Annotated in this window: 19 protein-coding genes; 15 read left to right on the plus strand and 4 right to left on the minus strand. The window is 72.1% G+C overall.

Annotated features, from left to right (window positions below):
• Positions 1–167: 167 nt before the first annotated feature.
• Positions 168–3,068 (minus strand): flippase-like domain-containing protein, encoded by a 2,901-nt coding sequence (locus tag O3W51_RS05835; RefSeq protein ID WP_269284292.1) that lies wholly within the window; start codon positions 3,066–3,068, stop codon positions 168–170.
• An 80-nt stretch (positions 3,069–3,148) separates the two neighbouring features.
• On the opposite strand from O3W51_RS05835, the gene O3W51_RS05840 reads away from it, so the two are divergent.
• The 8 genes from O3W51_RS05840 to nudC all read left to right on the plus strand — a co-directional run bounded on the left by O3W51_RS05840 (position 3,149) and on the right by nudC (position 15,486).
• On the plus strand, positions 3,149–3,514 hold the full coding sequence (locus tag O3W51_RS05840) for an MGMT family protein (RefSeq protein ID WP_138350965.1): 366 nt from the start codon (positions 3,149–3,151) through the stop codon (positions 3,512–3,514).
• Between the two features lie 32 nt (positions 3,515–3,546).
• Positions 3,547–3,783: a hypothetical protein gene (locus O3W51_RS05845; protein ID WP_269284297.1), complete on the plus strand. Its 237-nt coding sequence runs from the start codon at positions 3,547–3,549 to the stop codon at positions 3,781–3,783.
• A 175-nt stretch (positions 3,784–3,958) separates the two neighbouring features.
• Positions 3,959–7,357 carry an ATP-dependent helicase gene (locus O3W51_RS05850; RefSeq protein WP_443048244.1) on the plus strand — a complete coding sequence of 1,133 codons (3,399 nt, stop codon included), beginning with the start codon at positions 3,959–3,961 and terminating at the stop codon, positions 7,355–7,357.
• Positions 7,358–7,487: 130 nt separating this feature from the next.
• Positions 7,488–8,279 (plus strand): hypothetical protein, encoded by a 792-nt coding sequence (locus O3W51_RS05855; RefSeq protein ID WP_198356999.1) that lies wholly within the window; start codon positions 7,488–7,490, stop codon positions 8,277–8,279.
• Positions 8,280–8,360: 81 nt separating this feature from the next.
• Entirely contained in the window at positions 8,361–9,170 is an 810-nt protein-coding gene (locus tag O3W51_RS05860; protein ID WP_138350962.1) for a hypothetical protein, read from the plus strand.
• Positions 9,171–9,410: 240 nt separating this feature from the next.
• On the plus strand, positions 9,411–12,977 hold the full coding sequence (locus O3W51_RS05865; RefSeq protein WP_138350961.1) for an ATP-dependent helicase: 3,567 nt from the start codon (positions 9,411–9,413) through the stop codon (positions 12,975–12,977).
• Between the two features lie 63 nt (positions 12,978–13,040).
• Positions 13,041–14,459, plus strand: coding sequence for a M20/M25/M40 family metallo-hydrolase (locus O3W51_RS05870; RefSeq protein WP_138350960.1), 1,419 nt, complete (start codon positions 13,041–13,043; stop codon positions 14,457–14,459).
• Between the two features lie 88 nt (positions 14,460–14,547).
• Positions 14,548–15,486: an NAD(+) diphosphatase gene (nudC, locus tag O3W51_RS05875; protein WP_269284303.1), complete on the plus strand. Its 939-nt coding sequence runs from the start codon at positions 14,548–14,550 to the stop codon at positions 15,484–15,486.
• A 79-nt stretch (positions 15,487–15,565) separates the two neighbouring features.
• Here nudC and O3W51_RS05880 read toward each other — a convergent pair whose 3' ends face one another.
• Positions 15,566–15,808: a mycoredoxin gene (locus O3W51_RS05880; protein WP_138350959.1), complete on the minus strand. Its 243-nt coding sequence runs from the start codon at positions 15,806–15,808 to the stop codon at positions 15,566–15,568.
• A 175-nt stretch (positions 15,809–15,983) separates the two neighbouring features.
• Here O3W51_RS05880 and O3W51_RS05885 point away from each other — a divergent pair, with 175 nt between their 5' ends.
• From O3W51_RS05885 to O3W51_RS05905, 5 genes are all read left to right on the plus strand, one after another.
• Positions 15,984–18,188: an ATP-dependent DNA helicase UvrD2 gene (locus O3W51_RS05885; RefSeq protein WP_138350958.1), complete on the plus strand. Its 2,205-nt coding sequence runs from the start codon at positions 15,984–15,986 to the stop codon at positions 18,186–18,188.
• Between the two features lie 160 nt (positions 18,189–18,348).
• Positions 18,349–18,630 (plus strand): hypothetical protein, encoded by a 282-nt coding sequence (locus O3W51_RS05890; protein WP_164298489.1) that lies wholly within the window; start codon positions 18,349–18,351, stop codon positions 18,628–18,630.
• Positions 18,631–18,755: 125 nt separating this feature from the next.
• The gene (locus O3W51_RS05895) at positions 18,756–19,115 is read left to right on the plus strand and encodes a WhiB family transcriptional regulator (protein WP_138350957.1); all 360 of its coding nucleotides are present in this window, start codon (positions 18,756–18,758) and stop codon (positions 19,113–19,115) included.
• Between the two features lie 62 nt (positions 19,116–19,177).
• Positions 19,178–19,438 (plus strand): hypothetical protein, encoded by a 261-nt coding sequence (locus tag O3W51_RS05900; protein ID WP_232484649.1) that lies wholly within the window; start codon positions 19,178–19,180, stop codon positions 19,436–19,438.
• Between the two features lie 149 nt (positions 19,439–19,587).
• Entirely contained in the window at positions 19,588–19,785 is a 198-nt protein-coding gene (locus O3W51_RS05905) for a hypothetical protein (protein WP_138350955.1), read from the plus strand.
• Positions 19,786–19,800: 15 nt separating this feature from the next.
• On the opposite strand, the gene O3W51_RS05910 is transcribed toward O3W51_RS05905, so the two are convergent.
• Positions 19,801–21,150 (minus strand): ABC1 kinase family protein, encoded by a 1,350-nt coding sequence (locus O3W51_RS05910; protein WP_138350954.1) that lies wholly within the window; start codon positions 21,148–21,150, stop codon positions 19,801–19,803.
• Positions 21,151–21,170: 20 nt separating this feature from the next.
• A complete protein-coding gene (locus O3W51_RS05915) occupies positions 21,171–22,337 on the minus strand; it encodes a TOMM precursor leader peptide-binding protein (RefSeq protein WP_269284311.1) in 1,167 nt (388 codons plus the stop codon).
• A gap of 223 nt (positions 22,338–22,560) precedes the next feature.
• On the opposite strand from O3W51_RS05915, the gene O3W51_RS05920 reads away from it, so the two are divergent.
• On the plus strand, positions 22,561–23,136 hold the full coding sequence (locus tag O3W51_RS05920) for a M48 metallopeptidase family protein (RefSeq protein ID WP_138350952.1): 576 nt from the start codon (positions 22,561–22,563) through the stop codon (positions 23,134–23,136).
• Between the two features lie 70 nt (positions 23,137–23,206).
• A complete protein-coding gene (locus O3W51_RS05925; protein WP_198356996.1) occupies positions 23,207–24,784 on the plus strand; it encodes a TerD family protein in 1,578 nt (525 codons plus the stop codon).
• Positions 24,785–24,789 lie beyond the last annotated feature (5 nt).

Genomic DNA, 24,789 nt, shown 5'->3' on the forward strand with positions numbered 1-24,789 from the left:
AGCCCGGATGGGCCGGTGCGAAGGTGTGCACGCCAGACCCGACCACGGGAGGGGGAGGAAGAGATGCTGAAAGGAGGGAACTTGGGCAAATTTTGACGAGAACCTGTCAGTCGATCAAAGCTGCCCCGACCTGGAGGCGACGGGCATCGTCCGCCGGCGGCGGTCGCTCAGAGATCGCCCTTGCGGCTGAGGTAGTTGAAGGAGAGCCAGCCCGGCAGGACGGGGAGCCAGAAGGTCAGGAGCCGGAAGAGCAGCACCGCCGGCGTGGCGATCGTGCCCGGCAGGCCGGCCGCGATCAGACCACCGGTGAGGGCGAACTCGACCGCGCCGACACCGCCGGGGGTCGGCGCCGCGGAGCCGAGGGCGTTGCCCGCGAGGAAGACGACCGCGATCGTCGAGTAGCTGAGGCTGCCGCCGAAGGAGCGTACGCAGGCGTCGAGACAGATCACGAAGGTGACGGTGACCATCAGCGTGCCGCCGATGCCCGTCACCAGCTTCGCCGGGCGCTGCAGCACGTCGAGCATGCGTGGGATGACGCCCGCGAACAGCGCCCGTACCCGGGTGGAGACGAACTTGCGCAGGGTCGGGATCGCCGTCCCGACCAGCACCAGCACACCCGCGGTGAGGAGCCCGGCCATGACCGTGCGGGACGGTGACAGCGACGGCGTCTTCTCGGTGCCGGTGATGTAGCCGAAGGTCAGCAGCAGCAGGATGTGCGAGCCGAGACCGACCAGCTGGGACGCGCCGACACTCGCCACCGCGAGGCCCGGCCGTACGCCCGTCTTCTGCAGATACCGGGTGTTGAGGGCGACGCCGCCGACCGCCGCCGGGGCGACGAGCTTCACGAACGATCCGGCGATCTGCGCCATGACCGTCCTGAACAGCGACAGCCGCTCCGGGACGAAGCCGGCCAGCGCGCAGGCCGCCGCCACATAACTGAGCGCGGAGCCGACCACGGCGACGGCCGCCCAGCCGTAGTTCGCTCGGGAGATCGTGTCGGCGATCGGCACCGAGCTGATCTGCGACAGCAGGAAGTACGCGGCGAAGGCGCCCGCGATGACCGTGACGAGGGTGCGCGGCTTGATCCGCTCCAGACGGACCGGCTCCACCGGGGCCTGCGGCCGGATGAGCAGCACCTGCTGGCGGATCCTGGAGAGCAGATCCTCCTCGCGGGCCTCGTCCTGGGCCACTTCGATGGCGCGGTTCTCGGCCCGTTTCTCGGCCTTGGCCGAGCCGCGCGAGGGGGCGGCCGCGGCCGCCGCGGCCCGCGCCTCCTTGTCGGCCGCGGACGCGGCGAGCACGGCGTCCCGCTCGCGCTGCGCCCGCGCGCGGTTCAGCTGCTTGAGCTCCGCGCGGGTGGAGCGGCTCAGCGCGATCGGCTGGAGCAGCGGCAGGGAGTTCGCGACCGCGTCGGGGCCGAGGACGGCGACGGCCGACTTGACCGCCGGTTCCGGGCCGACGCGCAGCGCGACGGTGGTCAGCAGCTGGGCGATGTCCATCCGCAGCACGATGTCGCCGGCCGCGATCTCGCCGCCGCGCAGATCCGTCAGAAAGACCTTGCCGGAACGATCCACCAGAAGGGATTCGCCGACCAGCCGCCGATGGGCGATCCGCCGCGACTGGAGCGCCTTGACCTGCTGCCAGGCGTTGTACAGCAGCGCGTCGGTGAGCTCCTCGTCCGGCAGCGAGTTCAGCCGGCGGCCGCCGATGTGCTCGTAGACGAGCATGACGGCGTCCGGGCCCAGCTCGGAGGTGGCGATCAGCTTCGGCGCGTTGGCCCCGGCGGCGATGGCCGCGTACGCGAGCAGCGCCTCCTGCTCCAGGGTCTGGCGCAGCGACTGCAGGCTGCGGCGCTGGTTGATGCCGCGCAGCGAGATGCGGCGCCACACCCGGTAGAAGAAGCCGTGCGCCTGCTGCTCGCGGTCCACGACGGTGACGTCGAGCGGCGGTCCGTCCTCCAGGGTGACGAGATAGCCGCGGCCGCGTTCGGAGTCGGGGGTCTCGGGGACCTCGTCGTCCGCGCGGCGGGTGGTCAGCGGCGCGAAGCCGACGCGCCGCAGGCCGGCGAGCAGGTTCTGGCCGGTCGGCCGGACGTTCGGCGAGCCGACCGAGTACAGGGTGCCGTAGGCGACGGTCCAGCCGATGAGCACCGTCACGATGATCGAGAACGGCGTCGTGTAGCCGCCGACCAGCACCGCGAACGCGTCCAGCAGCAGCACGAACCACAGCAGCACCCGCCAGCGCGGGCGCCGGGCCATGCCGACGGCCGTCATATAGGCGATGACCGGTGCCAGATAGCCGTGCACGGGGTCGGTGATCCCGCCGCCACCCGGCGCGATCTGGGTCATCGCGGCCCTGATCGGGTCCGGTGCGGCGTTCGTCACCCACAGGTCGGTGGCCAGCGCCACGCCGTGGGCGAGGACGGCGGCGAGCACGCCGTCGGCGATCCGCAGCCCGTCCCGTTTGATCAGCCGCTCGATCGCGAAGGCGACCGGGACGATCAGTACGGCGATGCTCGCGGTGAGGCCGGCGAAGGTGCTCAGCGCGTCGGGCGAGTTGCGCGCGCCCTTGGCGATGTCCGCCTCGACACCGCTGGTGGTGGCATGGGCGAAACCGGCGATGGCCATGACCACGGCGATGCCGAGCAGACCGAGCAGGAACCGCATGAGGTCGGCGGGGCGGTGCACGCGGGCGGCGAGCAGCGGCTCGTCGCTGGAGACGTCGTCGCTGTGGACGACATCGGTCTCTTCGGCGGACTGGGCGGGCTGGTCGGACCGGGCGGGCTCGTCGGCTGCTACCGGTTCGGTCGCTTCGAGCGGTTCGGCGTTTTCAGCCGCTTTGACTGGTTCGGTCGCTTCGGTCGGTTCCGTTGCTCCGGTCGCTTCGGGTTTGTCCGAGGGGGTTTCGTTCGAGGCGGTCGAGGCCTCAGGACCGGTGCTGCCGTTGGCGCCGCTGTCGGCTCCGGGTGTCACGCTGTCGGGCGACGGCACGTCAACGGGGCGGCCGGCCGAAGTGGCCGCCGCGTCCTGGTCCTGCTGTCCCGCTGTCTCGTTTTGTTCTCGTATCACCAGTCACCCCGCGGACGATGGTGGCATGAGCAGCGCGGGGATGCGCGCTGAACCCCCCGTTGTCGGTGGCCTGAGGCAGGATGGGCCGGATGAGTGAGCGGACGAACGAGGAGACCGCGCCCTCCGAATACGCAGAGCGGGTGCTGGAAACCGCCGAGGCCATCCCGCCCGGCCGGGTGATGACGTACGGGGATGTCGCCGAGTGGCTCGACGAGGGAGGGCCGCGGCAGGTCGGCCGCGTCATGGCGCTGTACGGCGGCGCCGTGCCGTGGTGGCGCGTGGTGCGTTCCGACGGCCACCTGCTGCCCGGCCATGAGCTGCGCGCGCTGGCGCACTACCGGGAGGAGGGCACGCCGCTGCGGGAGGCGGCGCGCTCCGCCGAGGGTCATGTGCCGCGTATCGATATGCGGCGGGCCCGGTGGGACGGCGCGCCCACCGGGGAATGACGACCGGATGCTCACAGTTTCCAGCTTCGGCCATGGCGGGCCGGAATATGCGGTGGGCCGTCCGTACGGAGTACGTGAACGCGTGGGCGAACGAGGTCGTGAATGAGGTGAGGGAGTATGCGGTCGAGCACCTGACCGAGAACCCGACCGGGAACCCGACCGGGAACCCGACCGAGTACGTGACGAAGAAGTACGCGACGAAGCACGTGACCGAGTCCACGCCCGAACACCGGTGGGACCGGCTGCGGCCCGTGCGCCGGGAGGCGTAGCGTCGACAGCTGACCGCACCGGCCCCACGGTCCGGGTCACCGTCCGGACCACCGGGCGGTACGAGAAGCCCCCGCAGGACCTGCAGCACCCGAGCCACCCACAGCACCCACGGAACCGGCGAACCACGTGACCTCCTCCTCCCTCCGACCGGCGCAGCGCGCGCCGCACCGGGGGATCGACACGGGCACCGCCGCCTACCGTCTGCTGCGGACCCCGCCCGCGCGGACCGCGCCTCCTGTTCTGGACGCGTCACAGCGCGCGGTGGTTGAGCACCGGTCGGGACCGTTGCTGGTCCTCGCGGGACCGGGCACCGGCAAGACCACGACGCTCGTCGAGGCGGTCGCCGAACGGGTGCGGCTCGGCACCGCCCCCGAGCGGATCCTCGTCCTGACGTTCAGCCGCAAGGCGGCGGTCGAGCTCCGGGACCGGATGGCCGCCCGTATGGGGGGCACGGCCACCGCACAGGCGACCACGTTCCACTCCTTCTGTTATGCCCTGCTCCGCGCGCACCAGGACCCGGAGCTCTTCGCCGATCCGCTGCGGCTGCTGTCCGGGCCCGAGCAGGACGTCGTCGTCCGTGAGCTGCTGGCGGGACAGAGCGCGCTGGAGAAGGACGGGCGCGGCCGGATCCGCTGGCCCGACGACCTGCGGGCCGCACGCACCACCCGCGGCTTCGCGGACGAGGTGCGCGCCGTGCTCGCCCGCAGCCGTGAGCTGGGCCTGGGCCCGGCGGCACTGCAGGACTTCGCCCGGCGGATCGGCCGCCCGGACTGGTCGGCGGCGGCGTCCTTCCTCGCCGAGTACCTGGACGTGCTCGACCTCCAGGGCGTCCTGGACTACGCCGAGCTGCTGCACCGGGCGGTGCTGCTCGCGGAGCGCCCGGAGGTCTTCGAGGCCCTGGCCGGGCAGTACGACGCCGTCTTCGTCGACGAGTACCAGGACACCGATCCGGCGCAGGTCCGGCTGCTGCGCGCGCTGGCGGGCCAGGGCCGCACCCTCGTCGCCTTCGGTGACCCCGACCAGTCGATCTACGCCTTCCGCGGCGCCGACGTGAACGGCATCCTCGAATTCCCGGACGCCTTCCCGCGCCGTGACGGCCGACCCGCCCCCGTCCACGTCCTCACCGTCTCGCGGCGCGCCGGCGCCGCCCTGCTGGACGCCACCCGCCTCGTCACCCGCCGGATGTCGCTGCCGCGACTGCCCGCCGCGGCCGTCCGCGCCCACCGCGAACTGACCGCGGTCCGGGACGGCGGCACGGTCGTCGTCCGCACGTACCCCCTGGTGGGCGCCGAGCTCGACGGCATCGCCGACACCCTGCGCCGCGCCCATCTGGAGGACGGCATCCCGTGGCGCGACATGGCCGTCCTGGTCCGGGCAGGGGCCCGCTCCATCCCGGGCCTGCGCCGCGCGCTGACCTCCGCGGGTGTCCCCATCGAGATAGACGGTGACGATCTGCCGCTCCGGCACGAACCCGCCGTCGCCCCGCTCCTGCTGGCGCTGCGCGTCGCCGCCGCGGGCGCGCAGGGCGCACCCGTCGTACCCGCCCAGACCCGGATCGGCGAGCACGAGGAGCCGGCAGAACCCGAAGAGGCGGCAGAACCGGAGGAGAACGAGGCAGAGTCCGCGGGCGAGCCCGATCCAGAGCCCGACCCCGAGCCCGACCCCGCGTCCGTGAGCGTCGAGGACGCGATCACGCTGCTGACGTCACCCCTCGGCGGCATGGACGCCGCGGACCTGCGCCGGCTGGGGCGGGCCCTGCGGGAGGAGGAGCGGGCCGCCGGCCGTACCGTGCCGCGGCCCTCCGATCTGCTGATCGCGGAGGCGCTGGGAGAACCGGAGCGGCTGGTGGCGCACGATCCGGCGTACGCGCGCGGCGCGCAGCGGCTCGGCATGCTGCTGCGGAAGGCGCGGGAGCTGTTGGCGGGCGGCGGCACCGCGGAGCAGGCGCTGTGGGAGCTGTGGGACGGATCGCCGTGGCCGCAGCGGCTGGAGCGGTCGGCGACCCGTGGCGGCACGGCCGGGCGGAACGCGGACCGGGACCTGGACGCGGTGTGCGCGCTGTTCGAGACGGCGGCGCGCGCCGAGGAGCGGACCGGCGGCCGTGGGGCGCTGAACTTCCTGGAGGAGCTGGACGCGCAGGACATCGCCGCCGACACGCTGAGCCGCCGGGCCGTCCGTACCGACGCCGTACGCCTGATGACCGCGCACCGGTCCAAGGGGCTGGAGTGGCGGCTGGTGGTGGTCGCCGGAGTGCAGGAGGGGCTCTGGCCGGACCGGCGCCGCCGGGGGTCGCTGCTCGAAGCCGACCGGAACGGCCGCGACGGGCTCGCGGAGCCGCTCACCCCCGGCGCCCTGCTGGCCGAGGAGCGGCGGCTGTTCTACGTGGCGGCGACCCGCGCGACGGAGCGGCTCGTCGTCACCGCGGTCAAGGCGGCGGCGGACGACGGCGACCAGCCGTCCCGCTTCCTGCCCGCGCTCGGCGTCGCGCCGCAGGACGTCACGCACCGGGCGCGCCGTCCGCTGGCCGTCTCCGCGCTCGTCGCGGAGCTGCGCGCGACCACCGTCGACCCGGCCGCGTCCCCGGCGCTGCGCGAGGCCGCCGCCCTGCGGCTGGCCCGGCTCGCCTCGCTGAACGACGCCGGGCACGCGCTCGTACCGTCCGCGCACCCCGACCGCTGGTGGGGCCTGTACGAGCCGACGCGCTCGGCCGTTCCGCTGCGCGACCGCGATCAGCCGGTGGCGCTGTCGGGCAGCGCGCTCGACCAGCTCGCCAACACCTGCTCGCTGCAGTGGTTCCTGGGCCGCGAGGTGAAGGCGGAGCCGCCGTCGACCGCCGCGCAGGGCTTCGGCAACGTCGTGCACGTGCTGGCCGACGAGGTCGCCTCCGGGCGGACCCCCGCCGACCTGGACGTACTGATGGCCCGGCTGGACACCGTCTGGGACGCCCTGGCCTTCGACGCGCCGTGGAAGTCCCTCCAGGAGAAGCGGAACGCGCGGGACGCGCTGGAACGCTTCCTGCACTGGCACGTGATGGAGCGCGGCCGGGCGTCCGTCGCCACCGAGCACGGCTTCGACGTCGTCATCGAAGCCGGCGAGGTGCAGGTCCGGATCCGCGGCAGCATGGACCGGGTCGAGGCGGACGCGGACGGCAACGCCTATGTCGTCGACTTCAAGACCGGCAAGTCCAAGCCGACGGCGAAGGAGGTCGAGCGCCACCCGCAGCTCGCCGTCTACCAGCTCGCGGTCCGGGAGGGCGCGGTCGACGAGCTGTTCGGCAGCGACCGTCCGCTGCCGGGTGGCGCCGAACTCGTGCAACTGCGCCTCGGCGCGGCGAAGAAGGACGGCGGCGACACCGTGCCGGCCGTCCAGCGCCAGCAGCCGCTCGCGGAGAAGCGGGCGGAGGCGGCGGAGGCCGGCGGCGAGGGGGAGTGGGTGGTGGAGGACCTGCTGGCCGACGCGGCCGGCCGGGTCCTGGACGAGCGCTTCACCCCTGCCACCGGCCAGCACTGCACGCACTGCGCGTTCCGTGCGGCCTGCAGCGCGCAGCCGGAGGGCCGGCACGTCGTGGAGTAGGCCGCGAAGCACCCCGTGCCGCCGCCGCGTGACCTGTGCCTCGATCGTGCAACCCTTTCGGCCGTTCGTGCGTCCGTTCGACGTAAGGGCAAGTGTGGGTATGCGGGTGGGTTGAAGGAAAGTGGCCGTCGTGGCGTTGAGGCGCAGTGTTGTCGCAGTCGTAGTGGTCTGCGGTATGGCCATGGGGGCGCTGTCCGGCTGCCAGGGCACGGCGGACCGCGGGCGGGCGGTCCACGCGGCGTCCAAGCCGGCGACCGCGACCGGCACCCCGTCGGACGGCTCGCTGGAGGGACTGACGGCGCCGGAGATCTCCCGCCGGATGTCGTTGGCGATGAATCTCGTCACCTCCATGACCATGGAGTTCTCCGGAGTCCTGCAGAGCAAGCAGGTCCAGGTGAAGATCGCGGCGACCACGGACGGCGTTTGCGCGGCCGCGGCGCGGCTGAACAGCGGGACGATGCAGATCATCAGAACCGCCGACCGGACCGCGTACATCAAGGGCGATGCCAGGTACTGGACGTCACTGAGCCCCAAGGGCAAGTCGTTCGGGGCGCTGGCGGCCAACCGGTGGATCAGGTTCCCCTTCACCTCCGCCCCCGGCAAGCGGCTGTCCCAGAGCTGCGAGGTGGCGAACGTCCTGAAGACCCTGCAGCTGGCGCACGAATCGGCCACGAAGGGTGCCCCGGCGACGGTCGACGGAAAGCCGGTGGTCACCATCAAGAAGAAGGACCGGCAGGGGGCCGTCACCTATTACGTGGCGGCGCACGGCCCTTCGTACCTGCTGAAGCTCACGGACCAGACCGGGGGGACCATGACCTTCGGATCCTTCGGCAAGCCGGTCAACGTCGAGGCCCCGCCCGCGAACCAGACGATCGACTTCAGTCTGCTCGGCGGGGACTCCGGCCTGGGCCTCAACGCCTGAGAGGGCCGGGTCAAACCCGTTGCGCCCGCATGTTTATCTTGTGCTTATCAGCATGATGCGTGTGGGTGGAGGAGAAATCCGGTGGCAGTACAGCGGAACGTCGTGGCGGCCTCACTGGTCTGTGCGGCCCTGGTGGGCGGAGTGACCGGCTGCGGGGGCGACAAGTCCGACGACGCGGTGATCGGCTCCAAGCCGAAGCCGTCCGTCTCGGCGAGCACCACCGCGGCGACGGGGCTCGACGCCCTGACCGCGCGGCAGATCTCGGACAAGGCCGAGGCCGCGCTCAAGTCCCTCACCTCGGTGAAGGTGGACTTCGCGATGATGGACACCGGAAAGCCCATGCAGTTCAAGGCTTCCATGTCCAAGGCGGGCGAGTGCGCCGGTGCGATGAGCCAGGGCAAGTCGACGATGCAGTTCATCGGCACGCACCACACCAGCTACATGAAGGCCAACGACACCTTCTGGCGCGAAGCGGGCGGCAAGGAGGACGGCGACGCCACGGTCGAGCTGCTGCACGGCAAGTGGGTGAAGGTGCCCGGCGACGCCGCCAAGGACAAGGACCTGGCGTCCTTCTGCGACCTGGACTCGTTCCTCGACAACATGTCGTCGGACGACAAGGACGGCACCTTCAGCAAGGGCGCCCCGACCACCATCGACGGACAGCCGGTCGTCACGATCATCCAGAAGAAGGCCGGCGACTCGGAGAAGACCACCATCTACGTGGCGGCCCAGGGCGAGCCGTACCCGTTGAAGATCGTCAACGAGGGCGGCAAGGAGCCGGGCCACGCCACCTTCGGCGACTTCAACAAGCCGGTCAAGGCGGTGGCCCCGCCGGCCTCCCAGACGGTGGACATCAGCAAGTTCCAGGACGACGGCGGCAAGAACGTCTGACGGAGGCGGGGCACGGGCACCTGGGCACGGGCACCTGGGCACCTGGGCACGGGCCACCTGGGCACCTGGGCACGGGCCACCAGGGCACGGGCCACCTGGGCACCTGGGCACGGGCCACCAGGGCACGGGCCACCAGGGCACGGTCGCCGCGAGGTGCACACCGCGGGGTGAACGCCCGGCGGCAGGCGTCCGTGCCCAGGTGGCAGCCGGTTGTCGGTGGGGCCGGATAGCCTCACTGGGGTGGCAGCACGCATCACGGACCCCGAGCAGCTCAAGGCGCTCCTCGGCATCCCTTTCACCCCGGAGCAGATGGAGTGCGTCACCGCACCTCTCGCCCCGAACGTGATCGTGGCGGGTGCGGGCTCCGGCAAGACGACGGTGATGGCCGCCCGGGTGGTCTGGCTGGTCGGGACGGGGCAGGTCGCCCCGGAGGAAGTGCTCGGCCTGACGTTCACCAACAAGGCCGCCGGTGAGCTCGCCGAGCGGGTCCGCAGGGCGCTCGTCCAGGCCGGGATCACCGACCCGGATCCGATCGGCCCGCCCGGTTCCGGGGAAGCACCCGGCGAGGGCGCGACCGGCGAGCCGCAGATCTCCACGTATCACGCGTTCGCCGGCCAGCTCCTCAAGGAACACGGGCTGCGCATCGGGCTCGAGCCCACCGCCCGGCTGCTCGCCGACGCCACCCGCTACCAGCTCGCCGCGAAGGTGCTGCGGGCCGCGCCCGGCCCGTACCCGGCGCTGACCAAGAGCCTGCCCTCCCTGGTCAGCGACCTGCTGGCGCTGGAGGGCGAGCTCAATGAACACCTCGTTCCGCCCGACCGGCTGCGCGCCCACGACACCGGCTGGCTCGACACCCTGGGCCCCGTCAAACTCACCAACGCGGACCTGCGCAAGCTGCCGGAGACCGCGCAGGCCCGGCAGGACCTCACCGGGCTCGCCACCGCCTACCGCGAGCAGAAGCAGCGCCGCGACCTGCTGGACTTCGGCGACCAGATCGCCCTGTCGGCGACCGTGGCCCGGACCCGCCCGGAGGTCGGCAGGATCCTGCGCGAGCAGTACAAGGTGGTGCTGCTCGACGAGTACCAGGACACCTCCGTCGCCCAGCGGCTGCTGCTCGCAGGGCTGTTCGGCGGCGAGGGCACCGGCCACCCGGTCACCGCCGTCGGCGACCCCTGCCAGGCGATCTACGGCTGGCGCGGCGCCTCCGTCGCCAACCTCGACGACTTCCCCGCGCACTTCCCGAACGCCGACGGCACCCCCGCCCGCCGCTTCTCGCTCAGCGAGAACCGCCGCAGCGGCGGCCGCCTCCTGGACCTCGCCAACGGCCTCGCCACCGAACTGCGCGCCCGGCACGAAGGCGTCGAGGCGCTGCGCCCGGCGCCCGGCGCCGAGCGCGACGGACTGGTGCGCTGCGCGCTGCTGTCCAGCCAGGCCGAGGAGATCGAGTGGCTGGCGGACTCCCTCGCGCACCTGGTGCGCACCGGCACCGAGCCCGGCGAGATCGCCGTCCTGTGCCGTACGACGGGCCACTTCGCCGACATCCATGCCGCACTCGTCGCCCGTGACATCCCGGTCGAGGTGGTGGGCCTGTCCGGGCTGCTGCATCTGCCCGAGGTCGCCGACCTGGTCGCCGTCTGCGAGGTCCTGCACGACCCGACGGCGAACGCGTCGCTGGTCCGGCTGCTCACCGGTCCCCGCTGGCGGATCGGCGCCCGGGACCTGGCGCTGCTCGGCCGCCGGGCCCGGGTCCTCGTCCGGTTCGGCGCGGGCGGCGCGGAGGACGACCCCGAGCGGCGGCTGGCGGCGGCCGTCGAAGGCGTCGACCCGGCCGAGGTGGTCTCGCTCGCCGACGCCCTGGAGACGTTCCTCGACGCCGACCCGGGCGACGAGCTGCCGTTCTCACCCGAGGCGCGGGTCCGGTTCGCCCGGCTGGCGGCCGAGATACGGGATCTGCGGCGCGCGCTGGCCGACCCGCTGATGGACGTCCTGCACCGGGTGCTCGCGGTCACCGGCCTGGAGGTCGAGCTGTCCGCGTCCCCGCACGCGCTGGCCGCCCGCCGCAAGGAGACGCTGAACGCCTTCCTGGACATCGCCGCCAACTTCGCCTCCCTCGACGGTGAGGCGACCCTCCTGGCGTTCCTCGGCTTCCTGCGCACCGCCGCCCAGTACGAGAAGGGCCTGGACAGCTCGCTCCCCGGCGGCGAGAACACCGTGAAGGTGCTCACCGCGCACAAGTCGAAGGGCTTGGAATGGGACGTCGTGGCCGTCCCGGGGCTGGTGAAGAAGGGCTTTCCGAACGAGCGCGGCCGTGAGCTGTGGACCGCCAACGCCAAGGTGCTCCCGCACACCCTGCGCGGCGACGCGGCGACCCTCCCCGATGTCGACGAATGGTCGAAGGCGGGCCTCGACCAGTTCCGTGACGCGATGAAGGAGCACAACCGGATCGAGGAACTCCGCCTCGGCTATGTCACCTTCACCCGGCCGCGCTCACTGCTGCTCGGCTCCGGCTACTGGTGGGGGCCCACCCAGAAGACCCCGTACGGCCCGTCCGCGTTCCTGGACGCGCTGCGCGTGCACTGCGAGGCGGGCCACGGCGAGATCGAGCACTGGACGGAGCCCCCCGCGGAGGACGCCGTCAATCCGGCGCTGCAGACCTCCGTCGAGCACGCCTGGCCGCTCCCGCTCGACCCCACCGCCCTCGACCGCCGCCGCCAGGCGGCCAGGACGGTCCTCGCGTACCTGGACGCGCCGGAGGAGCACGCGTTCGCGGACGCGGAAGCGGGCACGTTCGCGGACGCGGAAGGGGAGATGGAGGACGAGCCCGCCTGGGCGGACGAGGAGGAGTGGGAGGACGCCGACTGGGACGAGCTCTCGGCGGAGCGTCCCGCGGGCCTCGAGCATCCCGAGAGCCCCGATGCCGATCCCGATCCCGATCCGGTGCCGGTGGCGGAGCCGGTGCCGGAGCGTCCCGTCGACCCCGACCACGCGGTTCCCGACCCCAGGGTTGCTGAGACCGCCGTTGCCGGAGCTCCCGCACGGGCGCACCTGCTCCCCGAGGAGTCCCGTCTCGTCGCCTCCTGGGACCGGGACCTCGACGCCCTCGCCGGGGAGCTGCGGCGCGCCCGGGCGACCGTCCGGGACGTGCCGGTGCCTCCCGTTCTCACCGCCTCGCAGCTGATGCGGCTGGCCGCCGACCCGGACGGGTTCGCGCGCGAGCTCGCCCGCCCCATGCCCCGTGCCCCGCAGCCCGCGGCGCGCCGCGGCACCCGTTTCCACGCCTGGGTCGAGTCCCGCTTCGACGAACGGCCGCTCTTCGCCCCGGAGGACCTGCCCGGAGTCGAGGGCGGTGACGAGATCGACGACGAGCGCGACCTCGCCGCCCTCAAGGAGGCGTTCCTCGGCACCCCGTACGCCGACCGCTCGCCCTACCGCGTCGAGGCGCCCTTCCAACTGGCGCTGGCCGGCCGCATGATCCGCGGCCGGATCGACGCCGTCTACCGCACCGAAGGCACCACGGACACCACAGGCACCACAGGAACCACAGGCGCCACGGACACCGAAGGTGCGGACGGGGACGCCGGCGCGGGCGCCACCTACGAGATCGTCGACTGGAAGACCAACCGCTCCCGGTCCGCCGACCCGCTCCAGCTGGCCCTCTACCGGCTCGCCTGGGCCGAGCAGCACCAACTGCCGCTGCACCGGGTGACCGCCGCGTTCCTCTACGTCCGCACCGGTGAGGTCGTCCGGCCCGCGTCCCTGCCGGACCGTGCCGCCCTGGAGCGGCTGCTGCTCGACGAGCCGGGCTGAGAGCCGGGCTGATGCCGCCACCTCCGGGCGGAGGGGTCCGGCGCGCCGGTTAGGCTCGACGTCATGAGTACCGCCCCGGACAGCGCAGTCCACGCCTACATCGACGCCCACCGTTCCGCGTTCCTCGCCGACCTCGTCGAGTGGCTGCGGATCCCGTCCGTCTCCGCGGACCCCGACCGCGCGGACGATGTGCTGGGCAGTGCGCGATGGCTGGCGGCGAAGCTGGCGGAGACCGGCTTCCCGACCGCCGAGGTCTGGGAGAGCGACGGGCTGCCGGCGGTCTTCGCCGAGTGGCCGTCCGGCGATCCGCAGGCGCCGACGGTGCTGGTCTACGGCCACCATGACGTGCAGCCCGCCGCCCGCGAGGACGGCTGGGACACCGACCCGTTCGAGCCGCACACCGCCGACGGCCGGATCTACGCCCGGGGCGCGGCCGACGACAAGGGCCAGGTCCTCTTCCACACGCTGGGCCTGCGCGCCCACCTCGCCGCGACCGGCAGGACCGCGCCGGCCGTGAACCTCAAGCTGCTGATCGAGGGCGAGGAGGAGTCCGGTTCGCCGAACTTCCTCACCCTGATCCGGAAGCACGCCGACCGGCTGGCCTGCGACGCGGTGATCGTCTCCGACACCGGGATGTGGTCGGAGGACACCCCGACCGTCTGCACCGGCATGCGCGGTCTGGCCGACTGCCAGGTCGATCTGTACGGGCCCGACCAGGACATCCACTCGGGTTCGTTCGGCGGCGCGGTGCCCAACCCCGCCACCGAGGCCGCCCGGCTGGTCGCCGCGCTGCACGACGACGACCGGCGGGTGGCGATCCCGGGGTTCTACGACGGTGCCGTCGAGCTGACCGCCCGTGAGCGGGAGCTCTTCGCGGCGCTGCCGTTCGAGGAGTCGCGCTGGCTGAGCACCGCCAAGTCCCACGGGGCGCTCGGCGAGGCGGACCACACCACCCTGGAGCGCATCTGGGCCCGGCCGACCGCCGAGGTCAACGGCATCTACGGCGGCTACCAGGGCCCCGGCGGCAAGACCATCGTCCCGGCCTCCGCCCACCTCAAGCTGTCCTTCCGGCTGGTCGCGGGACAGGACGCGGGCGCGGTGCAGCAGCTCGTCACCGACTGGGTCGCCGCCCGGCTCCCGGACGGCATCCGCCACGAGGTCACCTTCTGGGGCACCACCCGCCCCTGCCTGACCCCGCTGGACCACCCGGCACTGCAGTCGGTCGTCCGGTCGATGGGCCGGGCCTTCCAGCAGGAGATCCTCTTCACCCGTGAGGGCGGTTCAGGACCGGCCGCGGATCTGCAGGACGTGCTGGGTGTGCCGGTGCTGTTCCTGGGCATCTCCGTACCGTCCGACGGCTGGCACTCGGTGAACGAGAAGGTCGAGCTCGACCTGCTGTTCAAGGGTGTGGAGACCGCCGCCTACCTGTGGGGCGACCTCGCCGAGAACTGGCGTCCGGCCTCCGCCGACGTCACCGGGTGACACCGCCGGCGCCACCGGCGCGCCCCACCGACACCAGTCACTGACAACGACAGCCGCGCTACCGCGTACCGCAGGTACGCACGGGGAGTTGGAAGCAGCCTTGTCCGAGATCGACCTGTCAACCCAGCCGCTGACCCTCGCCCAGACGGGCGTGGACCGCGCCGCCCACCACCGGCTCGACGAGGCCTGGCTGGCCGCCGCCTGGAGCCATCCGACGACCCGGGTCTTCGTGGTCTCCGGCGGCCAGGTCCTGGTCGAGGAGAAGGACGGCACCACCGAACTCGTCATGGTCCCGGCCTTCGACGCGCCCGAGACCGAGATCCACCGCTACTTCCTCGGCATCGGCGAGGACGGCGTGCGGTACTTCGCGCTGCAGAAGGACGCGCTGCCGGGACGGATGGACGACGTGGCACGGGCGGCCGGGCTGCGCGAGGTGGCCGGGCTGCTCTCCCCGCTGGAGGCCGGCCTGATGGCGCACGCCGTCGCGCTGGAGAACTGGCAGCGGATGCACCGCTTCTGCTCCCGCTGCGGCGAGCGCACCGTCATCGCCGCCGCCGGCCACATCCGGCGCTGCCAGGCGTGCGGTGCCGAGCACTACCCGCGCACCGACCCCGCCGTGATCATGCTGGTGACGGACGACCAGGACCGTGCACTGCTGGGCCGCCAGGCGCACTGGCCGGAAGGGCGCTTCTCGACGCTCGCGGGCTTCGTGGAGCCGGGCGAGTCACTGGAGCAGGCCGTGGTCCGCGAGACGGCGGAGGAGGCGGGGGTGGCGGTCGGCGACGTGACATATGTCGCGAGCCAGCCGTGGCCGTTCCCGTCGAGTCTGATGCTCGGCTTCATGGCCCGCGCCACTTCACCGGACATCCAGGTCGACGGCGAGGAGATCCACGAGGCCCGCTGGTTCTCCCGCGAGGACCTGCGCAAGGGCATCGAGTCCGGGGAGATCCTGCCGCCGGGCGGCATCTCGATCGCCGCCCGCCTGATGGAGCTCTGGTACGGCAGCCCGTTCCCGGCCGCCGGCTAGCAGCACCCCGGACAGCACTCCGCCGGGGCGCGGTCGCGCCCCGGCGGATGCGGGTGGGATCAGGCGTCGAGCTGGGGAATCAGACGCCGAGCTTCTGCTTGACCTGCGCCAGCGACGGGTTCGGGAGCGCCGAGCCGTCCGGGAAGAGGACGGTGGGGACCAGCTGGTTGCCGCCGTTGACCTTCTCGACGAACGCCGCGGACTCCGGGTCGTTCTCGATGTTGATCTCCGTGTAGCCGATGCCCTCGCGGTCCATCTGGCCCTTGAGCCGACGGCAGTAGCCGCACCAGGTGGTGCTGTACATCGTCACAGTGCCCGACATGGGTGTCCGCTCCTCACAAGCAGGTGGAATCGTCGATCGGGAGAACGCTGACCCTGCTCCGGGCATTCCTGGACTCCCCGATCTCACCCCTGCACCACCGCTCGCGGTCCGACAATCGCACCTCGGCTGTGGATAACTTTCCCGACCGCCTCCGCGGACCTGGCAGCATGGCGGGGTGACCGCACCAACGCACACCTCGCTCTTCCCCGCAGTACCGGATTCCCCCGACGCCGTGCTCGACGGGCTCGACCCCGAACAGCGCGAGGTCGCCACCGCCCTGCACGGGCCGGTCTGCGTGCTGGCCGGCGCCGGCACGGGCAAGACCCGGGCGATCACCCACCGGATCGCCTACGGGGTGCGGGCGGGGATACTGCAGCCCGGCAGTGTGCTCGCGGTCACCTTCACCGCCCGCGCGGCGGGGGAGATGCGTGGCCGGCTGCGCCAGCTCGGCGCGGGCGGCGTCCAGGCGCGTACGTTCCACTCCGCCGCGCTGCGCCAGCTCCAGTACTTCTGGCCGCGCGCCATCGGCGGTGAGATGCCGCGGCTCGTCGAGCGCAAGGTCCAGCTCGTCGCCGAGGCCGGCGCCCGCTGCCGGATCCGGCTGGACCGCAGCGAGCTGCGGGACGTGACGGGCGAGATCGAATGGTGCAAGGTCACCCAGACCGTTCCCGAGGACTACCCGGCGGCCGCCGCGAAGTCCGGCCGTGAGGTCCCCCGGGACCCGGCCGAGATCGCCAAGATCTACACGGCGTACGAGCAGCTCAAGCGGGACCGCGGCGTCATCGACTTCGAGGACGTGCTGCTGCTCACCGTGGGCGTCCTGCAGGAGCGCCCGGACGTCGCGGACACCATCCGCTCCCAGTACCAGCACTTCGTCGTCGACGAGTACCAGGACGTCAGCCCGCTCCAGCAGCGGCTGCTGGACCTGTGGCTCGGCGGCCGGGACACCATCTGCGTGGTCGGGGACGCCTCCCAGACCATCTACTCCTTCACCGGCGCCACCCCTGACTACCTGCTCGGCTTCCGCTCCCGGCACCCGGAAGCCACCGTCGTGAAGCTCGTCCGCGACTACCGCTCCACCCCTCAGGTGGTGCAGCTGGCCAACGGGCTGCTCTCCCAGGCCAGGGGCCAGGCGGCCCAGCACCGGCTGGAACTGGTCTCGCAGCGCGAGCCGGGCCCCGAGCCCGGCTACACCGAGTACGTGGACGAGCCCACCGAGGCCGAGGGCACCGCCCGCCGGATCAAGGAGCTCATCGCCGGCGGGGTGCGCCCCAGCGAGATCGCCATCCTGTACCGCATCAACGCCCAGTCCGAGGTCTACGAGCAGGCGCTCGCCGACGCCGGGGTGCCGTACCAGCTGCGCGGGGCGGAGCGGTTCTTCGACCGCCCCGAGGTCCGCGAGGCCGGGCTGCTGCTGCGCGGCGCCGCCCGGGCCGGGGCAGGTTCCGATCCGGGGATGGCCGGTACGGAAGTGCCCGAGCACGTCAGGGCCGTCCTCAGCTCCCGCGGCTGGACGGCCGAGGCCCCCGCCGGATCGGGCGCGGTCCGGGACCGCTGGGAATCGCTGGCCGCGTTGGTCCGGCTCGCCGACGACTTCGCGCTGGCCCGCCCCGAGGCCACCTTGTCGGATCTTGTCGCGGAGCTGGACGAGCGGGCGAGCGCCCAGCACGCCCCGACGGTCGAGGGCGTCACCCTCGCCTCGCTGCACGCCGCCAAGGGCCTGGAGTGGGACGCGGTGTTCCTCGTCGGGCTGACCGAGGGCATGATGCCGATCACGTACGCCAAGACCGACGAGCAGGTCGAGGAGGAGCGCCGGCTGCTGTACGTCGGCGTCACCCGGGCCCGGCTCCATCTGTTCCTGTCCTGGGCGCTCTCCCGCTCGCCCGGCGGACGCGCCACCCGCAAGCCCTCACGCTTCCTGGACGGCCTGCGGCCCGGTTCCGCGACTCGCGGCACCGGAAACCGCTTCGCGGCCGGTACGGGCGGCATCGAGCGCGGAGTGGCCGCCGCCAAGCGCAAGCGTGGCCCGGTGCGCTGCCGGGTCTGCGGCCGCACCCTGTCGGAGGCCGGCGAGATCAAGCTGATGCGCTGCGAGGACTGCCCGTCCGATCTGGACGAGGGGCTGTACGAGCGGCTGCGCGACTGGCGCATGGAGCAGGCCAGGGAGCTGGGCCAGCCCGCGTACTGTGTCTTCACCGACAAGACGCTGCTGGCCATCGCCGAGGTCCGGCCAGCAGGACCGGCCGAGCTCTCCGCGATCGCCGGAGTCGGCAGCCGAAAGCTGGACAAGTACGGCGCCGAGGTCCTGGCGCTGTGCACCGGCGGGGATGCCGGCCCCGTAGCCGGTGACGAAGCTGTTGCAGAAGAACCAGAAAAATAGTTTGCGCCCGGCGAGGAAGTCCCCATAGCCTTCCGGAGCACGGTCACTGCGGCTCTTCCAAGAGCCGGGGAGATCGTGATGTACTGACCAAGCACCACAGGCCCTACGAGACGCCGAGAGGAGGCGAAGACCCGTGACCATCAACTTCGAGAACGTGAAAATGACCGATCGTCCGGTCGTCGTCGCCACCTGCCCGCTCGGCTCCCCGCTGCCTGGCACCGGTATGTCCGGTGCCCCGGCTCTGCGCCTGGCTTCCATCGCGGAACTCTCGATCCGCGAGCGCAGCGAGCGAGCGACCAAGGCACCGGCAGTACTGGAGACGAAGGCCCCGGCCTATGTCTTTACGCCCGGCGGTGCCGGTCACAGCACAAATGGACAGAAGCAGCAGCACCTCTCGATGTGGGCCTTCCGCGGGCTCGAACCCTGGAGCGATCCAGTCTGATCGACGATCAGACCGGCACCTTCCAGGGCCGCGGAATCCCAGACCGGGATCCGCGGCCCTTTTGTTTTCTCCAGCCGAACCACCGGCCCACCGGCCGGACCAGACAGACGAGGAACACCAAGACCGTGCATGCCACCCCGCACGCCCCGTCCGTATCGCCCACAGACCAGCTCCCCCCGCCCGCGGTCCACTCGGAGGTCCCGTTGCTGCCCCTGACCGAGCTCGATGACGAAATCGAGCGCCTCGGTGTACCCGTCCCCTGCCGGACCTACGACCCGGAGGTCTTCTTCGCGGAGTCCCCGGCCGACGTCGAGTACGCCAAGTCGCTGTGCCAGACCTGTCCCGTCCGCGAGGCCTGCCTCGCCGGTGCGAAGGACCGCCGTGAGCCTTGGGGCGTCTGGGGTGGAGAGCTCTTCATCCAGGGCGTCGTCGTAGCCCGCAAGCGGCCCCGTGGCCGTCCGCGCAAGAACGCAGTAGCGGTGTGAACACCAGCGCCGTAGGAACAGTCGACCGACCCCTGACGCACGACCCGAAGAAGCAGGTCCCCATGAACCCCTCCACAGAAGTGGCGCACGCCACCGAAGCCTCCCGACACACTTCCGGCGCGTACAGCGCCCGCCAGAACAGGAACCTCGAAATGCAACTCATGCCAGAAGCCTTGGCACGTGCCCATATGCAACAACGCCTCTACGAGGCCGAGCACGAACGTCAGGCCCTTCGAGTGGTGTCGGCCCGCCGACTCCAGCGCCGGGCCGAACGAGTCTCGCTGCGCGCCCGCCGTGCGCTGGCGATGGCCGTCATGCAGTAACAGCGGCCACCACGCTCCAACGGCCGCACACCAGCGGCTGAGCAACACCACTCCGTGCCACAGCGAACACCGCGGGGCCGGTCCGAAAGGACCGGCCCCGCGGTGCGTTACGGCGTATTAACGGGCACTGGGAGAGGTATCGTCGCCAAGTGGACCAGAAGACTCAGCACAACCGGGTCGGGACTGCCCAGACAACGACGTGCGCGCGCTGCGGTGCCGTCGAGGAGGGTCTGCCGATCACCTGGACCTGCTCCGTGGAGAACAGCCGGCGCGTCTATTTCTGTGACCGGTGCGGCCGGGAGAACCTCCGCAGTATCGAAGGTCGTCTCGACTCCTCCTGGTGGTAGCTGCCCGCCGCGTGGTTACGCCGACTCCGCCGCCCCATCGGCGTCGAAGCCCGGCAGCCACTCCAGCAGTTCATCGCGCAGCCGCACCGTCGCGCCCAGCTGGCACAGGACGCCGATGGTGCTCAAGGTCACGCGGTGGATCAGCAGATACGACGGCGGCAGGTTCAGCTGCTTGCCCAACTGATGGGCGGGCGAGCGCGGATCGGCGATCCGTGCCGCCTGGGCGCGCATCCAGCTGCGGACGAAGGTGAACTCCTCGGACCCGGCCGGCTCGATGATCGGCCGCAGATAGTCCAGCACCGCGTCCGGGCGCAGCTTGATCGACGGCCGGACGAAGCCCTCCTGACGGAGCATCGCGTGCACCGATTCGGCGTCGCCCTCCAGCGCCAGCCGCAGCGCGGTGCCGATCGGCAGCGGCAGCCCGTCGGGCAGCCGGTCCACCGTCCCGAAGTCCAGCACGCCCAGCCGCCAGCCCTCGGCGGGGCCGTCGTCCACCAGCAGCCGGAAGTTTCCCGGGTGCGGGTCGGCGTGCAGCAGCCCGGTACGCGCCGGGCCCGCGAACAGGAAGCGCGCCAGCAGCTGGCCGGCCCGGTCCCGCTGCTCCTGGGTGCCCTTGGCGATCACCTCGGCCATGGGCACGCCGTCCATCCACTCGGTGACCAGGACCTGATCGGCCTGGTGCACCACATCGGGCACCGAGACATCGGGGTCGCCGGCGAACTCCGCGGCGTGGGCGTGCTGTGCCTGGGCCTCCAACTCGTAGTCCAGCTCCTCCGAGACCCGGTCGCGCAGCTCGGCGATGAGCGGCTTGATGTCCATCCCGGGGATCAGCGGGCCGAACAGCCGGGCCACCCGGCCCAGTTGGGACAGGTCCGAGAGAAGGGCCGCCCCGGCGCCCGGGTACTGCACCTTCACCGCCACCGTCCGGCCGTCGTGCCACACCGCGCGGTGCACCTGGCCGATCGAGGCGGCCGCGGCCGGAGTCTCGTCGAATTCGGTGAACAGCTCCCGCCAGTCCGCGCCCAGCCGCTCGGTGAGCACCTTGCGCACGGTGCTTGCGGGCATCGGCGGCGCGGAGTCCTGCAGTTTGGTGAGCGCGGCCCGGTACGGACCCGCCACATCCTCGGGCAGCGCGGCCTCGAACACCGACAGCGCCTGGCCGAACTTCATGGCCCCGCCCTTGAGCTCTCCGAGCACCTTGAACAACTGCTCGGCCGTGCGTTCCTGCAGTTCGCTCGCGACGACCTCGGCAGGACGACCGCCCAGCCGCTTGCCCAGCCCGAGTGTGGCGCGGCCCGCGAACCCCAAGGGGAGCGCGGCCAGTTTCGCGGTGCGAGTCACCGCCTTACGAGGAAGATCAGACATGCGCTCCTCATTCCCGTCGGTCACCCGGCCATTGTGCCTCTCCGCACTCGCGGCGCGGCGGGCAGCACCGCCCTCGGGTCATTTCCCGCACCACAACCGCATCTGATGTCACCCGGAACCGGTCGTACTTCCATGGACAGCCGGGCCAGCGCGATCTCCACCCGGGCCCCGGAACTCGGCGGACTTCCGCCGTCGAGGAAGGCCAGCGCATGGGCGGCGGCGAGCCCCGCGACCGTCGTCGCCAGGGCGATGTCGCAGGCCGGAACCGCGGGCGCCCGGCCCGATCGGAGCTGGGCGAGCATCCGCGGCCACGCGGGATCCGCGTCCGCGAGCCGCAGCGCCAGACAGCCCGCGCAGCCGGTACGCCCCGGAACGACGAGCGGGCCGACCACTCCCATGCCTTCGACGACGCCCGTATAGAGGTGCGGGATGCCCGCCGCGAGCAGCCGTTCCGCCTCCCGGGGCTCCGGAGCGTAGGCCGCCAGCCCGTCGCGCGGGGCCACCACGACCAGCGAGAGCCGGGAATCCTCCGGCTCCTGTCCGGGCCCGCGCCCGGCCCGGGGTCCCCGGCGGCCGAGCGCCGCCGCGCGCGGATCGGGCGCGGCCCGGCGCACCGCCCCGCGGGCGGCCGCGTCCCGCCGGTCACCGATGTGCTCGGCCGGGATGCCGCCCGGGCTCACGTCCCACGGCTCGACCCGTCCGCCGTCCAGCACCTCCACCCGGCCGACGCCGGCCGCCGACAGCAGCGCGGCGACGGCCGCCCCGACCCGGCCCGCGCCGCGGACCCGCACCCGCGCCGCCCGCCGGTCCCGCATCCGGCCGGCCGCGCCGCCGGGACCCGCGTGCACGACGGACAGCGCGGCAAGGTCGGGCCGCAGCCGGTCGATCGCCGCCGTCCGGTGCCGGACCGCCTCGGACAGCCGGGCATGCGCCGCCGCATCGTCCAGCACACCGCCCTCGGCGAGCAGCCCCAGCAACTGCCGGACCTGCTGCGCTCCCAGCCCCAGCGCCTCGGCGTCCCGGGTCAGCAGGGCCGCCCCGCGGGTGCCGTCCAGCAGATCCAGGAATCCCGCCGCCGCGCCGTCGACCGAGTCCAGGACGACCGCGTGCGCCGGATCAATTCCGAACTGCACGCTCTCGCGGTTGCGCCAACTGCGCCGCATGGCGGTTTTGAGCATGGGACGCATGGCCACCCCCGGTGGATCACCGCGAATCCATTCAAGATCCGCACCAGTTTCCGCATCGCTGTAATGCGGCAGTCACAGAATGCACGCGGACGCCGACGGTGACGAAAAGTTATCCACAGGTTGTGAGGGATAGTCGTTCAATATGCGCACGAAGCGAGGTGATTCCCTCGCCGACCGGCCTGGGGACGGGACTTCGCGGACCCCCACCCGGTAACGTCGGAGCGTGTCCGCCGACCCCGCGCATGACCTCTCCAGCCAGCAGTCCCTCACCTCCCGGACGAGTGAGGTCGAAGTGCGCCGCAGCGCCCGAAGGCGCCGGACGGTCTCGGCCTACCGCGAGGGGGACCGCACCGTCGTCCTCATTCCGGCCCGGATGTCGGTCGCCGAGGAGCAACGCTGGGTGACGGTGATGCTCGAGAAACTCGCGGCGCAGGAGAGCAAGCGGATGCTCGGCGACGACGAGCTCTTCACCCGCGCCGCCCAGCTCTCCGAGCAGTATCTGGACGCCCGAGCGGAACCGGACACCGTCCGCTGGGTCACCAACCAGAACTCCCGCTGGGGGTCCTGCACCCCCTCCGAGGGCAGCATCCGTCTCTCCCACCGGCTGCAGGGCATGCCCGAGTACGTCATCGACTACGTTCTGCTGCACGAACTCGCGCATCTGCTGGTACCGGGCCACGGCCCGAGCTTCTGGAAGCTGCTGGAGTCGTATCCGCGGACCGAACGGGCCCGCGGATATCTCGAGGGGGTCGTGGCGGCCGGCCGGCTGCCGGAGCTGCCCACCGCCCGCGAGGAATAGCCGCTGTCGGGGCCAGGGGCTAGCCTGTCGCAACGCACATGCATTTACGGGATGGGGGACGGTCGTTCGTATGGCCAGGGAATTCCAGCGTGGCCACAAGGCCAAGATCAGTGATCTCACGGCGGGGACGGATCTGTACATCGGTGTGCAGATCGCCGGACCCGGCCTGTCGTTCGACATCAGCTGCTTCGGGCTCGACGAGAAGGAGCAGCTGTCCGACGACAGTTACTTCATCTTCTTCAACCAGCCCAAGTCGCCCGAGGAATCCATCCAGCAGCTCGGCGCGCAGGCGGGGGACAGCGAGTCCTTCCGTGTGACGCTCGACCGGATTCCCCCCAAGATCCGCAAGCTCTCCTTCACCGCGACCATCGACGGCAACGGCCAGATGTCGCAGGTCGGACCCGGGTACATCCGTATCGTCGCCGGCGGTGAGGAAGTCGCGCGCTACACCTTCACCGGCGCCGAGTTCAGCACCGAGCGCGCGGTGATGCTCGCCGATGTGTACCTCAAGGACGTCTGGCGCTTCGCCGCCGTCGGCCAGGGCTTCGACGGCGGACTGGACGCGCTGCTGCGCAACTTCGGCGGCGAGGTCGCCGAAGAGGCGCCGGCCGCCGCGCCTCCGCAGCAGGCCGGGGCCCCGGGCTTCGCACCGCCGCCCGGCGGTGCCGCGCCCGCCCCCTCGTTCGGCGCTCCCGCCGCCGGGCAGGGGTTCACGCCGCCCCCGGGCAACCCGTCCATCCACCAGCAGCAGACCATGATCGCGCCGCTGGTCACTCCGCCGCAGGCGCCCGGCCAGCCGCAGTTCGGCCAGGTCCCGCCGCCGCAGCCGCCCCCCGGACAGGTGCCCGGCCAGCAGTTCGGCCAGCCGCCCGGCCCGCCGCAGTACGGGCAGCCGCAGTTCGGCCAGCCGCCGGGCCAGCCGCAGTTCGGCCAGGTACCGGGCCAGCCGGCACCGTACGGCCAGCCGCAGGCGGGCCAGCCGGCCGGCGGGATCTCCGGCGCCATGCAGAAGTTCCGTGAGACGCCCACCGGCCAGCGGTGGACGCAGCAGAACAACAAGATGATGCGGGCCGACCTCTCGCAGGCCGGCGGCCAGCCGGTGCTCGCCCGCCAGGGCAGCATGGTTCTGTACCAGGGCAAGGTCGAATACAGCTACAAGGGTGCCGGGTTCGCCGGCCGGATCGTCGGCGGCGCCACCGGCCAGGAGATGCAGCTGATGCGCTGCACCGGCCAGGGCCAGGTCTTCTTCGCGGAGAACGGCGCCCACCTGCACCCGATCGAACTCCAGGGCGATGCCATCTGCGTCTCCTCGGAGAACGTGCTCGCCTTCGACGAGAGCCTGCAGTACGAGGTGCGCAGGATCGAGGGCCACGGCATCCCCGGCGGCGCGCTGTTCACGATGCAGTTCCAGGGCACCGGAACGATCATCGTCAAGACCCATGGCACCCCCGTGGTGCTGCCCGTCACCCCGACCACGTACGCGGACTGCAATGCGATCGTCGCCTGGTCGGCGGCCTCCCAGGTGATCATCTCCAGCCAGGTCCGGCTGCGGAGGAACGCCTACCCCGGCCACAGCGGAGAGACCGTGAACCTCCAGTTCCGCGGCGCTCCCGGCAACTTCATCGTCGTCCAGCCCTACGAGGTGTGACCCGC

The organism is Streptomyces sp. H39-C1 (assembly GCF_027158125.1).
GTDB classification, from domain to species: Bacteria; Actinomycetota; Actinomycetes; order Streptomycetales; family Streptomycetaceae; genus Actinacidiphila; species Actinacidiphila fildesensis.